The organism is Streptomyces mesophilus (assembly GCF_011044995.1).
GTDB classification, from domain to species: domain Bacteria; phylum Actinomycetota; class Actinomycetes; order Streptomycetales; family Streptomycetaceae; genus Streptomyces; species Streptomyces mesophilus.
This window is the reverse complement of sequence record NZ_JAAKZW010000027.1, coordinates 37,284-50,405: the sequence shown is the minus strand read 5'-3', so window position 1 is coordinate 50,405 and position 13,122 is coordinate 37,284. Positions and strand designations below refer to the sequence as shown.

At 70.1% G+C, this 13,122-nt stretch carries 13 protein-coding genes and 2 tRNA genes; 8 read left to right on the top strand and 7 right to left on the bottom strand.

Features of this window, described 5'->3' with window-relative positions; translation table 11 throughout:
- The 6 genes from G6045_RS10640 to G6045_RS10615 form a co-directional block, all read right to left on the bottom strand.
- The coding region (locus G6045_RS10640) for a sensor histidine kinase (protein ID WP_165331624.1) at positions 1-1,104 on the bottom strand (1,104 nt) is incomplete at its 3' end.
- On the bottom strand, positions 1,077-1,874 hold the full coding sequence (locus G6045_RS10635) for an ABC transporter permease (protein WP_165331623.1): 798 nt from the start codon (positions 1,872-1,874) through the stop codon (positions 1,077-1,079). The genes G6045_RS10635 and G6045_RS10640, both read right to left, overlap by 28 nt.
- Positions 1,871-2,854, bottom strand: coding sequence for an ABC transporter ATP-binding protein (locus tag G6045_RS10630; RefSeq protein ID WP_165331622.1), 984 nt, complete (start codon positions 2,852-2,854; stop codon positions 1,871-1,873). Before G6045_RS10630 ends, G6045_RS10635 begins: the two co-directional genes overlap by 4 nt.
- Positions 2,855-2,976: 122 nt before the next feature.
- Positions 2,977-3,052 (bottom strand) — tRNA-Gly (locus G6045_RS10625).
- Between the two features lie 80 nt (positions 3,053-3,132).
- Positions 3,133-3,204, bottom strand: a tRNA-Gly gene (locus G6045_RS10620).
- A gap of 121 nt (positions 3,205-3,325) precedes the next feature.
- A complete protein-coding gene (locus G6045_RS10615; RefSeq protein WP_165331621.1) occupies positions 3,326-3,658 on the bottom strand; it encodes a histone-like nucleoid-structuring protein Lsr2 in 333 nt (110 codons plus the stop codon).
- 471 nt (positions 3,659-4,129) lie between these two features.
- Here G6045_RS10615 and purS point away from each other — a divergent pair, with 471 nt between their 5' ends.
- The 8 genes from purS (at position 4,130) to G6045_RS10575 (ending at position 11,794) form a co-directional block, all read left to right on the top strand.
- On the top strand, positions 4,130-4,381 hold the full coding sequence (gene purS, locus G6045_RS10610) for a phosphoribosylformylglycinamidine synthase subunit PurS (protein WP_165331620.1): 252 nt from the start codon (positions 4,130-4,132) through the stop codon (positions 4,379-4,381).
- Complete coding sequence (purQ, locus tag G6045_RS10605; RefSeq protein ID WP_165331619.1) at positions 4,378-5,058, top strand: phosphoribosylformylglycinamidine synthase subunit PurQ; 681 nt, start codon at positions 4,378-4,380, stop codon at positions 5,056-5,058. Before purS ends, purQ begins: the two co-directional genes overlap by 4 nt.
- Positions 5,058-7,325 carry a phosphoribosylformylglycinamidine synthase subunit PurL gene (purL, locus tag G6045_RS10600; protein ID WP_165331618.1) on the top strand — a complete coding sequence of 756 codons (2,268 nt, stop codon included), beginning with the start codon at positions 5,058-5,060 and terminating at the stop codon, positions 7,323-7,325. Before purQ ends, purL begins: the two co-directional genes overlap by 1 nt.
- A 138-nt stretch (positions 7,326-7,463) precedes the next feature.
- A complete protein-coding gene (locus G6045_RS10595) occupies positions 7,464-8,696 on the top strand; it encodes a hypothetical protein (protein ID WP_165331617.1) in 1,233 nt (410 codons plus the stop codon).
- Between the two features lie 17 nt (positions 8,697-8,713).
- Positions 8,714-9,214 carry an ArsR/SmtB family transcription factor gene (locus G6045_RS10590; protein ID WP_165331616.1) on the top strand — a complete coding sequence of 167 codons (501 nt, stop codon included), beginning with the start codon at positions 8,714-8,716 and terminating at the stop codon, positions 9,212-9,214.
- 41 nt (positions 9,215-9,255) lie between these two features.
- The gene (locus G6045_RS10585; RefSeq protein ID WP_165331615.1) at positions 9,256-10,089 is read left to right on the top strand and encodes a M23 family metallopeptidase; all 834 of its coding nucleotides are present in this window, start codon (positions 9,256-9,258) and stop codon (positions 10,087-10,089) included.
- A gap of 10 nt (positions 10,090-10,099) precedes the next feature.
- Complete coding sequence (locus tag G6045_RS10580; RefSeq protein ID WP_165331614.1) at positions 10,100-10,894, top strand: maleylpyruvate isomerase family mycothiol-dependent enzyme; 795 nt, start codon at positions 10,100-10,102, stop codon at positions 10,892-10,894.
- 99 nt (positions 10,895-10,993) lie between these two features.
- Complete coding sequence (locus G6045_RS10575) at positions 10,994-11,794, top strand: META domain-containing protein (protein ID WP_165331613.1); 801 nt, start codon at positions 10,994-10,996, stop codon at positions 11,792-11,794.
- Here G6045_RS10575 and G6045_RS41375 read toward each other — a convergent pair.
- Positions 11,763-13,100, bottom strand: coding sequence for an LPXTG cell wall anchor domain-containing protein (locus G6045_RS41375; RefSeq protein ID WP_165331612.1), 1,338 nt, complete (start codon positions 13,098-13,100; stop codon positions 11,763-11,765). The two genes, G6045_RS10575 and G6045_RS41375, sit on opposite strands and share 32 nt — an antisense overlap.
- Positions 13,101-13,122: the final 22 nt, after the last annotated feature.

The following is a 13,122-nucleotide window of genomic DNA, read 5'->3' as shown; positions in this document are numbered from 1 at the left end:
CCCCGCCCCCACCCGCAGCGTGATGGCGCACCACGTCGCGTCCCCGTGCCGCAGCACGTTGGTGGCCGCCTCGCGGACCACCCAGCCGAGCGCCGCGTGGGCGCCCGTCGGCAGCTCGTCCGCCGCCTCGGCGCCGGTCACCCGGCAGTCGATCCCGGCGGCGGTCAACACGGCCTGCGCGCCGGCCAGTTCGGATCCGATGCTCGCCTCGCGATAGCCGCGTACGACTTCCTGCACTTCCCGCTGGGACTCCCGGGCGATCCGCTGCACCTCGATCATCTGCTCCTCGGCCTCGGGCCGTCCGCGTCGGGCCAGCTGCACGGCGAGCTCGCTCTTCAGCGCGATCACCGCCAGATTCCGGCCCATCACGTCATGCAGATCCCGCCCGAACCGCAGCCGCTCCTCGGCGACCGCGAGCCGCGCCTGGGCCTCGCGGCCGCGCTCCGCCTGCCACATCACCCCGAGGCTCCAGGCGGAGCAGCGGATGCTGGCCAGGCAGATCATGGCTCCGCCGTAGACCCCCACCGCGTAGCCGAGCAGGGACATGTCGCGCACCCCGACGAGGGCGAACGCGCCGGTCACGACCACGGCGGCGGCCAGGCTCCACTGCTGGAACGTACGCAGCGGCATGGTGAGACAGCGTTCGGCGGTGTACGGGATGACCGCGAAGAGCGCCACGAAGACGGTGAACTCCTTGTCGAGCGCACCGGTCGCCTCGAGCCCGAGATCGAGGGCGAGCGTGCCGGCCATCAGCGCACCGGCGAGCAGCCAGCTCCGGGCCGGGACGGTGCCGCGGCCCAGATACTCGCCGAACGCGAGCGGCAGCAGCCGCCAGGAGAGCACGCACTGGGCGGTCGCACAGATCAGGAGCAGCACACCGAGCAGCAGCGGCAGCCCGGGCGGCTCCGAGACGAGCTGGGCGACCGGCATCACCAGCCAGGCCAGGAAGAAGAACCAGACCATGAGCCGCACGATGATCAGGCTCTGGAACTCCATGCGCTCCACATGGCTGCGCTCGTCCCAGACGCCCTTGCGCCACCGCCGATACCGCTCCAGCACGTTGTCGCTCTCCCCGCTCAGCGCCTCGGCTCCCAACGGAACCACCGTCGTACAGCAAACACCGCCACCACGATCCAGGCCACCGCCACGGCCAGCGCCGACAGCGCGTCGCCCGTGGACAGGGTGCCGGTCCAGCCACCGCGCACGAGCGTGATCACGGGCGAGAACGGCAGCAGTTCGAGGACGGACGCAAGCCGGTCGGGGAACACCTCGAGCGGCACGGTCATCCCGGAGCCGATCATCGAGACGAACACCATCGGCAGCGCCATCACCTGGGCGCTCTCGGCCGTCTTGCTGAGTCCCGCGGTCACCGCGGCGAGGCCGACGGCGATCACGAGGCCGAGCAGCACACCGAGCACGGCCCAGTACACGGCGGGCGGCGCTCCCAGGTCGAGCAGCAGGGTCGCCCCGACCGTCACGACCACGCACTGCAGCAGACCGATCAGCGCGGCGGGCAGCGCGGCGCCCGCGAGGATCTCCTGGTCGCGCAGTTCGCCGGTACGCAGCCGCTTGAAGACCAGCTCCTCACGGCGTACGACGAAGGTGGTCACCAGAGCGCTGTAGACCGCGAAGAGAAGCGAGAAGCCGACCGCCGCGGTCAGCAGCAGCTCGCCGACGTTGACGCCGGTGCCTTCGAGCGTCGACTCCTTGACGGTGGCCTGCACGCTGAACGGCAGGATCAGCGGCACGATGAGCGCGGTCACCAAGGTGCCCTTCGCCCGTCCGAGCAGCGTCAGCTCGGTGCGCGCGAGCGCGGTCATCCGTCCCGCCGGAGTGGTGCGTGCCGCGGGGGTGGTGAGGGTGGTGGTGCTCATGCCACGGACTCCTTCGTACGTACGGCGTCGGCTTCCTCTGCGGCCTTTCCGTCCCGCGCCTCGCGGGCGATCTGCAGGAACGCCTCTTCGAGCGAGGCGGGCCGCACATCGAGCCGGCGCAGCTCCACTCCGGCCTCCTGGGCCCACAACAGCAGCCCGGTGGCGGACCGTTGGAGCTCGGGCGTGCGCAGCCGCACGGTCTGTCCGTCCGTCTCGTGCCCGGTCACGCCGAGTTCGCCGAGCGGCGGGAGATCCCCCACGAAGTAGCCGTCGGGCAGTTCGAAGGAGATCCGGGACGGCTGGGTCGCGGTCACCTCGCCGGGGGTGCCGGTCAGCGCGATGCGTCCCTCGTGCAGGATCGCCAGCCGGTCGGCCAGCATCTCGGCCTCTTCGAGGTAGTGGGTGGTGAGCAGCACGGTGGTGCCGTTCGCCCGCAGCGCGCGCACCAACTCCCAGGTGTCGACGCGCCCTTCGGCGTCGAGCCCGGTGGTCGGCTCGTCGAGGAACAGCACCTCGGGGCGGCCGAGCAGCGCCATCGCCAGGTCGAGCCGCCGCTTCTCGCCGCCGGAGAGCATCTTCACGCGGACGTCCGCCCTGCGGGCCAGACCGACGAGTTCGAGCGCCTCACGGACCGGCCGCGCGCCACTGGTGCAGCCGGCCCACATCCGTACGCTCTCGCTGACGGTGAGCTCGGACGGGAACCCGCCCTCCTGCAGCATCACGCCGATCCGCGGCCGCACCGCGGCCCGCTCGCTGTACGGGTCGTGTCCGAGCACCCGGACCTGCCCCGCGGCGGGCTTCGCGAGCCCTTCGAGGAGTTCGACGGTGGAGGTCTTGCCCGCGCCGTTGGTGCCGAGCAGAGCGAACAGCTCGCCCTTGCCGACATGGAAGGAGATCCCCCGTACCGCCTCGAAGCCGCCCGCGTACGTGCGTCGCAGATCGGTGACGTCGATCACGCGTTCTTCGGTGGTGGTGTTCATGCCTCAAGCCTCCCCGCGATCAAGTGACGCGGGCAGTGCGGGCCGTCATGACCTGGGATGACATCTGTCATGAGCGGATCCGCAAACGCCGAAAGCCCCCGGTTTCCCGGGGGCTTTCGATATGGAGCGAACGACGAGGTTCGAACTCGCGACCTCAACCTTGGCAAGGTTGCGCTCTACCAACTGAGCTACGTTCGCACAGCATCCGTCCGGCTCTCACCGGGCGGCGCTGATACAAGACTACCTGATCCACAGGAGTGGTCGGAGCCTCGTATCGGAGCGGGTGACAGGAATTGCACACTGCGCCTCCCCCCTGGAAGGGGGGTGTTCTACTACTGAACTACACCCGCGCGTTCTCCGTGGTGTCCGGTCTCCCGGGCCCCGCGGCGCGTTCCAGACTCTAGCCGACCTGCGGGGGTGCAATGCAAGTCGGTAGTGGTCCGGGGCTCCGCGAACCCGGGTCCGGGGGCCTCAGTTGGCGGCTTCGAAGGCCTCGTAGACCTTCTTGGGGATGCGTCCCCTGGCCGGCACGTCCATCTTGTTGGACCGCGCCCAGGCCCGGACCGCCGCCGGGTCCGCCGCGACCGCGGTGTGCTTCACGGTCTTGTTCGCCTTGCCCGTGCCGCGCCCCGACTGCTTGCGGCCCGCCTCCAGGTACGGAGCGAGCGTCTTGCGCAGTTTCTTGGCATTGGCTTGATTGAGGTCGATCTCGTACGACTTGCCGTCAAGACCGAAGGCGACCGTTTCCGCCGCTTCTGAGCCGTCGATGTCGTCAAAGAGAGTGACCACGACACGCTGCGCCACGAATATCGGTCCTTTCCTGCGGAATCACCGCTTCGATGTCGGCCTGACATGCGCTTCTGTCGCGCCCGCATGCCGGTCGACGCCCCGTTTTCCCAGCCGTTATCGGCACTTTAGGCCCATGATCCGGCTTTCGCTTATTTGCCCGCGAATCCGCCGACGAATCCTTTGTACAGTGCCGAGCATTGCATGGGGAAGACCGACTAAATCTCTCCGCGTGTCCGGGCGCAATGGAACGCCGTAGGTTTCTTGCTGGGTTTCCCGGAATTTTCCCTGCCCATTGCTCGGCTAACCGGCCGTGGCGGGCCGCGGAGATCACCGTAAAAGTGAGCGCGATCACGTAGGAACCTACGAGTCTACGCGGGTAGAAATTTACGTCGGATACGCTGAACCGACCAGCTCAGCATCGTGCTGCAGCCACGCTCAGCATCGCCGCTGAAGCGCCGGCTCAGCACCAGCACACCGGGAGTGCCCGTGGCACGCGTCGTAGTCGACGTCATGCTCAAGCCGGAGATCCTCGACCCCCAGGGCCAGGCGGTGCAGCGTGCACTGCCGCGCCTCGGATTCGACGGCATCGCGGACGTACGTCAGGGCAAGCGTTTCGAGCTCGAGGTCGATGGGGACGTCGACGAGGCCGCGCTCGCCCGTATCCACGAAATGGCCGAGACCTTCCTCGCCAACACCGTCATCGAGGACTTCGTCGTGAAGGTCGAGGAGTCCAAGTGACCGCTCGTATCGGCGTCGTCACCTTCCCCGGGACGCTCGACGACCAGGACGCGCTGCGCGCCGCGCGGCTCGCGGGCGCCGAGGCCGTTTCGCTCTGGCACCGCGACAAGGACCTCAAGCAGGTCGACGCGGTCGTGCTCGCCGGCGGTTTCAGTTACGGCGACTACCTGCGGGCCGGGGCCATCTCCCGTTTCTCGCCGGTGATGGAGACGATCATCGAGCAGGCCAAGGCGGGCATGCCCGTTCTCGGTATCTGCAACGGATTCCAGATCCTCACCGAGGCGCACCTGCTCCCCGGCGCGATGCTGCGCAACAACCACCTGCACTTCATCTGCCGCGACCAGAAGCTGCGCGTCGAGAACGCGGGCACGGCCTGGACGTCCGACTACGAGCAGGGCGAGGAGATCCAGGTCCCGCTCAAGAACATGGACGGGCGTTACGTCGCCGACGAGCGCGTGCTCGACGAGCTGGAGGCGGAGGGCCGGGTCGCGTTCCGCTACCTGGACATGAACCCCAACGGCTCGCTGCGCGACATCGCCGGCATCACCAATGAGGCGGGCAACGTCGTCGGCCTCATGCCGCACCCGGAGCACGCGGTCGAGCCCCTGGTCGGCACCGGCCGTACCGACGGGCTCGGATTCTTCACCTCGATCCTCAAGAAGCTGGTCACTGCCTGATGACTCTGGACACGGTCAAGCACGCGGCCGGGACCCCCGACGTCTCCCAGCCCTGGAAGGAACTCGGCCTCAAGGAGGACGAGTACGCCCGGATCCGCGAGATCCTCGGCCGCCGTCCCACCGGCGCCGAGCTCGCCATGTACTCGGTCATGTGGTCCGAGCACTGCTCGTACAAGAGCAGCAAGGTGCACCTGAAGCAGTTCGGCGAGAAGGCCCCCGAGAGCGATGCCCTGCTCGTCGGCATCGGTGAGAACGCGGGCGTCGTGGACGTCGGCCAGGGCTACGCGGTCACCTTCAAGGTCGAGTCGCACAACCACCCCTCCTACATCGAGCCGTACCAGGGCGCCGCGACCGGCGTCGGCGGCATCGTGCGCGACATCCTCGCGATGGGCGCGCGCCCGGTGGCCGTGATGGACCCGCTGCGCTTCGGCGCCGCGGACCACCCCGACACCAAGCGCGTCCTGCCGGGTGTCGTCGCGGGCATCGGCGGCTACGGCAACTGCCTGGGCCTGCCGAACATCGGCGGCGAGGTCGTCTTCGACTCCTGCTACCAGGGCAACCCGCTGGTCAACGCGCTGTGCGTGGGCGTCATGAAGCACGAGGACATCCACCTCGCGAAGGCTTCCGGCACCGGCAACAAGGTCATCCTGTACGGGGCCCGCACCGGCGGCGACGGCATCGGCGGCGTCTCGGTGCTCGCCTCCGAGACCTTCGACTCGACCGGTCCGTCCCGGCGTCCGGCCGTCCAGGTCGGCGACCCGTTCCAGGAGAAGCTGCTCATCGAGTGCACCCTGGAGATCTTCCGCGAGAACCTCGTGGACGGTATCCAGGACCTCGGCGGTGCCGGCCTCTCCTGCGCGACCAGCGAGTTGGCGTCCGCCGGCTCCGGCGGCATGCGCGTCGAGCTGGACCGCGTCCACCTGCGTGACGCGACGCTCTCGCCCGAGGAAATCCTCATGAGCGAGTCGCAGGAACGCATGTGCGCGATCGTCGAGCCCGGCAAGGTCGACCGCTTCCTCGAGATCTGCGAGAAGTGGGACGTCATCGCGACCGTCATCGGTGAGGTCACCGAGGGCTCCCAGCTGGAGATCTTCTGGCACGGCGAGCAGATCGTGGACGTGCCGCCGCGGACCGTCGCCCACGAGGGCCCGGTCTACCACCGCCCGTACGAGCGTCCGTCCTGGCAGGACGCGCTGCAGGCCGACGACGCCAACAAGCTGGCCCGTCCGGCGAACTCGGACGAGCTCCGTGCGCAGGTCCTCAAGCTGGTCGCGTCCCCGAACCAGGCCTCCAAGTCCTGGATCACCGACCAGTACGACCGCTTCGTGCAGGGCAACACGATCCTCGCCCAGCCCGAGGACTCCGGCATGGTCCGGATCGACGAGGAGACCAACCTCGGTGTGGCCGTGGCGACCGACGGCAACGGCCGGTACGCCAAGCTCGACCCGTACGCGGGCGCCCAGCTCGCGCTCGCCGAGTCGTACCGCAATGTCGCCGCCTCCGGCGCCAAGCCGCTCGCGATCTCCAACTGCCTCAACTTCGGTTCGCCCGAGGACCCGGCAGTCATGTGGCAGTTCGCCGAGGCCACCCGTGGTCTCGCGGACGGCTGCCTGGAGCTCGGCACCCCGGTGACCGGCGGCAATGTCTCGCTCTACAACCAGACCGGCGAGACGGCGATCCACCCGACGCCCGTCGTGGCGGTACTCGGTGTGATCGACGACGTCACGCGCCGTACGCCGGTGGCCTTCGCCGAAGAGGGCCAGCTGATCTACCTCCTGGGCGAGACCCGCGAGGAGTTCGGCGGCTCGGCCTGGTCCCAGGTCGTGCACGACCACCTCGGTGGTCTGCCGCCCGTCGTGGACCTGGAGCGCGAGAAGCTGCTCGGCGAGATCCTGATCGCCGGTTCGCGCGACGGCATGATCGACGCCGCGCACGACCTGTCCGACGGCGGTCTGATCCAGGCGGTCACCGAGTCCTGCCTGCGTGGCGGCAAGGGTGCGCGCCTGGTCGTGCCGGACGGTCTCGACGCGTTCACCTTCCTCTTCTCGGAGTCGGCGGGCCGTGCGGTCGTCGCCGTTCCGCGCAGCGAGGAGCTCCGCTTCACCGACATGTGCGGTGCGCGGGGTCTGCCGGCGACGCGGATCGGCGTCGTCGACGGGACTGAGTCTGATTCAACTGCAGTGGTGGAGCTGCAGGGCGAGTTCAGCCTTCAGCTGAGCGAGCTGCGCGAGGCGCACGAGGCGACGATTCCGGGTCTGCTGGCGTAGCACCCGTAACCGCCTTTTGTCGTACGTGACTTCGGCCCCGTCCAGGGTTCTGGGCGGGGCCGAGGTGTGTGTGGGCGCCCTGGAGGAGCCGTTCTGTCGGCTCTGGTCAGGGGCGCACCGCCGGTTGATACTGCGGCGGTGAACACCCTGTACGTCCCCATATCCGCCGGTCACCGGCCTGAATCCCTGCCCTTCGAGCCGGGTGACGCCGACCGCTGGGTGGCAGCGGGTGTGCCGCGCTGGGCCGGGGGCGGGTTCCTCGCGCTGGTGCTCTGCGCCGGGTATCTGGCCGTGCTCGCGGTGATCGCCGTATCGGGCACCGACACCCCGAGCTGTACGGATGCCGCGCCGTGCGGCACCGAGTGGGCCTCGTACGGCGCGATGCTGCTGATCCTGACCGCTCCGTACTGCGTCTGGCGGCTGCCCCGGGCCGCCGCCGCGCTGCTTCCTGTGGTGGGGGTCGGCGGGTTGGTGACGGCGCTCGTCGACGGCACGGCGTTCACGGCCGGCGACCAGGTCGTCATGGCGCTCCTCACCGGCCTGATGGCCCTGGTGTGGGCGGGTGTCCTGCTGCGGATCCGGTCCCGTTCCCGGCAGCGGGACCTTGCGCTGTGGGCGACGGGAGGCTTGCGCGCCCTCGTACCGAGTCGGCTGCCGCGCAGTAGGCAGGGGCTGCGAAGGGTCCTGGCGGGCGCCGGGTTCTGCCTGGTCGGCGGACTTGTGCTGCTGCAAGGCGTGCTGGCCGAGCGGGAGTCGGCCGAGCGGGCGCGCGGCGCGGAACGCCACATCGCCCGGGTGCTCGGCCCCGACGGCGACAGCCGGCTCCGCGTGCGGATGCCGGACGGCACCGTACGCAGCCTTCCGGCCACCTTCCCCGAGGAGTTCCGGCCCGGCAGCGAGGCCGGTGTGCTGGCCGACGGCGACTGGGCGCGGCTCGTGGCGCAGCCGTATGACGCGATGGGCCAGCAGATGGCGTCCCTGCTTTTCACGGTCCCCGGCCTGGCGATGATCACGCGCGGCACCTTGCTGCACCGCAGGCTCCGCGCCCTGCGGTCCGAACCCCAGCCGGTGCTGCGCGTCCTGGTCTCCGAGAACGAGGAGCCGACCGTCGCCGTACGGACGGAGGGGGATCCGGAGCGGGTGTTCCTGCTGTACGACCGCGTGCGCGAACGCCCGGCCCTGCTGCGGGGCTCGTCGGGGAACGGCATTCCCTGGAACCGCAGGGAGGCGCCGCGCCAGGCCGTCCTCTACGGGGAGTTGTACGACGGGGCCGACGTCGTGGTGCTCACGATGGCGGGCAAGGGCAAGGCGCGGGTGTACGGAGGGACCGCGGTGCGCGCTTCCAGGGCACGGTTGCACGGCATTACGTAACTACGTAATGTCGGGGCATGGATCTGGAAGAGCGCGTCGCCGATCTTGAACGGCGCATGGCCGCGCTGGAGCGCCCCGAGCCGGCCGCGGTGACGCATTCGACGGGCGACTTCTGGGCGCTCGAAGGACTCAAGGCCCAGCTCGCGGAGCTCGGCGCGGCCGACGGCGGTGTCCTGTTCACCGGTGCCGTACGGCTGCCGACCGGGCAGCGGTACGAGTGGCAGACCGGCGCTGTGGCCGAGGACCTGTTCGAGCGCGACTGGTCACTGGCCGCCGACTCCTTCGCCGCGCTGGGCCATCCCGTACGGCTGCGGCTCCTGCGCGAAATTCTCGGCGGGCGCTGCACCGCCGCAGAGCTGGCCGGTCTCGAGGAGACCGGCACGACCGGCCAGATCTACCACCACCTGCGCCAACTGACCGGCGCGGGCTGGCTGCACACCACCGGGCGCGGCCGCTACGAGGTGCCGGCGGGGCGCGTGGTCCCGCTGCTCGTGGTGCTGAGCGCCGCGCGGCCTTGACCGACCAGCAGGCGTATCCGACCAGCACAGGGGGAACGACCATGTCCGCACGCCGGAGCAAGCTCGCCGCACGCCTTCAGTACCTGCTCGTCCTGTACGTCTTCGTCCAAGTGGTCGTCGGGTCCTTCACGGAACTGCCGTACCCGTACTGGGCCGGCTGGCTCCCGATCGTCGCCATCCTCGTGATCGCCTTCGTTCGGCGCAGGTCGGCCGACCGGGAGACGGCGGCCCACCCGCAGGACCCGGTGCCGATCGATCCGCCCGTCACCGGCCGCTGGTCCGCCCTGAACAGCCCCGCGACCAAGGTGCCGAGCCACGGCACGCACGCTTACGGGCAGACCTACGCCATCGACATCGTGGCCGACCCCGAGGACCGGGAGCGGCCCGGTTTCGCCTGGGTCTGGCCCGTGGCGCGCTCCAACGCGGACTTCCCGGCCTTCGGCGCACCGCTGCTCGCCGTGGCCGATGCCACCGTCGTGCACGCGGAGGACGGCCAGCGCGACCACCTCAGCCGCAACTCCCTGCTCGCGCTCCTCTACTTGGTGATCGTCGAGAGCATCGGCCGGACCCTGGGCGGCGCCCGCCGGGTCGTCGGCAACCACGTCGTCCTCGACCTCGGCGACGGCACGTACGCCCTGTACGCGCACCTCGAGCGCGGCTCGCTCGCCGTGCGCACGGGCGACAAGGTGACCACGGGCCAGGAGCTCGCCCGCTGCGGCAACTCCGGCAACTCCACCGAGCCCCACGTCCACTTCCAGCTGATGGACACCCCGGACCTGACCACGGCCCGAGGCCTCCCGTTCACCTGGCGCGGCGTGGGCGTACCTGTCAACGGGGAGCGGTTCACGGTGCAGGACGAGCGCGAGCTGACCTAGGCTCGCGGTCATGCCCCCCGCCAAGAAGCGTCCCCGCACCTACGACCCCGCCAAGACCCGCGCCGCCGTGCTCGCCCAGTTCGCGACCGTGCGAGAGGCCGTACATGGGCTGGGCGAGGAGCAGTTGGCGCGGGCGACGCATCTGGTGCCGTGGACCGTGCGGGAGCTCGTGGCGCATATCGGGATGACGATGTACGCCGTCGTGCGGTGTCTCGAGGCCGAGGAGCCGAAGCGGGCCGAGCTGTCGCTCGAACGGTATCCGTCCGTCGGCGCCCCGTACGCGCAGTCCGTGGTCGAGACCGCTCAGGCGCTCGCCGCGGAGCACAAGGATCTCGACGCCTGGTTCGGGGAGCTCGCCGACCGGGTCACGGCGCTGCTCGACGCCGCACCCGCCGGACGGCTCGTCCAGATGCGGATCGGCGCGATGACCCTGGACGACCTCATGGTCACGCGGACCGTCGAACTCATCGTCCACACCGACGACTTGAACCGTGCCGCCGGCATCGAGACCCCGATGCAGCGCCAGGCCCTCGCCGCCTGCACCCGCTTCCTCGCGGACACCCTCGCCGCCAAGGCGCCGGGTGCTTCCACGGAAGTCCGTATCCCTCCGTATGCCGTCGTGCAGTGCATCGAGGGGCCCCGGCACACGCGCGGCACCCCGCCCAATGTCGTCGAGACGGATCCGCTGACCTGGGTGCGGCTCGCGACGGGGCGTACGGAGTGGGCGACCGCCGTGAGGGAGGCCAAGGTCGCCGCCAGTGGGGAGCGGGCCGATCTGTCGGCCCTCCTGCCGGTCATGAGCTGAGTTCCCCTCGCTCGTGAACCGAGGGGAACCGAGGGGAACCGACACCCCCACCTCGCCCGTCACATCGGCATGTACACCCAGCGAGGAACACACAAGGCAGTGATCAGCTCCGCAGCCGCGCTCGCCGCGCTCGGACTGCTCGCCGCCTGCGGTGACGAGAAGGCCACCGGGGGCGGCGGCGCGGGCTCCGGGCAGACCTCCGTCGCGACCGGACCCGAGCTCACCGGCGTCCAGTGGGGCGTCGAGAGCCTCACCGTCGGCGGCAAGAAGGCGCAGCCGCCGCGTGGCGGGGCGTACTTCGAGATCTCGAAGGACGGCCGGGTCCAGGGGACCTTCGGCTGCAACTCCTTCTCCGGCAAGGTCGATCTCACCGGCGGCACGGTCAAGGTGGGCTCGCTCGCGCGGACCGAGATGTACTGCGGTGACGACTTCGAGGACCGCGCGTTCTCCGTGTTCGAGGGCGAGCTCAAGGCGAAGGCGAACGGCGACAAGGTCGAACTGACCGGCGCCAAGGGCGACTCCATCACGCTCGAGCGCGTCGAGCCCGCGCCGCTGACCGGCACGAAGTGGCAGGTCACCGCGGTGCTCAAGGGGGACACGGCGGCGTCCCTGCCGAAGGACGCGAAAGCGCATCTGACCTTCGGCAAGGACGGCCGCGTGACCGGCAACCTGGGCTGCAACAACGTCAACGCCAAGGCCACCGTCCACAAGAACGGCACCATCGCCCTCGGCCCGGCCGGCACCACCCGCAAGATGTGTCCGGACGCCCAGATGAAGACGGAGCGCGCGCTGCTCCAGCTCTTCGACGGCACGGTCGACTACAAGGTCACGCACCGCGCGCTGACCCTGACCAAGGGCGGCAGCGGAATCAGCGCGAATGCCGCCCCGAGCGGGCAGTAGCGGCGCGACGACGGCCGCGCGCCGCGAAGACCGCGCCCAGCGCGAGCAGCAGCGCACCACCCGCGGCCACGGGGACGGCGGTGTCCGACTCGGCCCCGGTCTCGGCGAGTTCGTCGTCATCGGAGGCCGGGGCGGCGGGCTGCTCGCTCTCGGTCTGGACCTCGGCACCCGAGGCGGGCTTCTCCGTGGGCTGCTGCGCGGAGTCTCCTGAGGAGGTCTCCTGCGCGGGCTTCTCCGCGGGCGCCTCGGCCGGAGCCGGTACGCCGTCCAGGCTCACCGCGACCGTCGCCTTGCCGTCGCCCGACGCGAGGACCTTCACGGACACCTTCTCGCCCGCGTCGGTCAGCGTCGTGCCCGCGGCCAGCGCGTCCGCGTCCGCCGCGCCCTTGTCGGACCAGTGGTCGGCGTCCGTGGTGTCCACCAGGGCCGCTTCGGCGTAGTCGCCCTTCGGCGCCCGGTACGCGTGCACACCCGAGATCCGCCCGTCCACCGTCCCCGACGCGCCGCGCACCTCGACCACCAGACGGTCCTCGCCGAGCGGAATGTCCAGGGCGCGCACCCCGGCGCCGCTCCCGTACAGCGAACGCACCGTGTACGTACCGGACTTGGCGACCTTGACCGCCTCGTCGCCGGACAGCCACTTGCTGTGGATCAGCTCGGGCGCCGTGAGCCCGGCGGCCCAACCGCCGCCGCCCATCGGCGTCTTGTGGCTGGTGTCCTCGCTCGCCTTGCAGCTCGCGAGGTCGGCGGAGGTGCAGCGCTCGCGCAGCTGGTGGCTGTAGCCGAAGTTGTGCCCGAACTCGTGCACCAGGGCCGTCATCGAGATCTCCGCGCCGTCGATCGGCATCCACGTCGTGCCGCCGCCGACCGAACCGAGCGCGAGATAGTCGCAGTCGGTCTTCTGGTTCGGGAAGACGATCGAGACGTGCTCGTAGTCCTCCTCGGTGATGCCCTTCTTCTCCAGCGCCTGGTACGTCAGGTCGGAGATCTTCGAGCTGTCGCAGCCGGCCGCCGACATGGGCAGCTCGATCGGGTCGAGAATGCCTCCACCGGCCGCCTCGAAGGTCGTCGCTCCCCGGGTCACCTCGTTGTAGTACGAGGTCAGCGACTTGCTCTCGCCGAAGTAGGACTTCTGCAGCAGGGACTTGGTCGCCGCCGGGTCCGGGAACGTGCTGTCGGAGAAGTTCACCATCACCACCTGCACCCGGCGCTTCTCAGGGGAGTCGGCGGCCTGGGCCGGCGCGGCGATACCGGCCAGGGCGACGGCGGTGGCCGATATCAGCAGGGTGCGGGGGGACAGGCGCATGTGGGGGGATCCTTCCGGACTG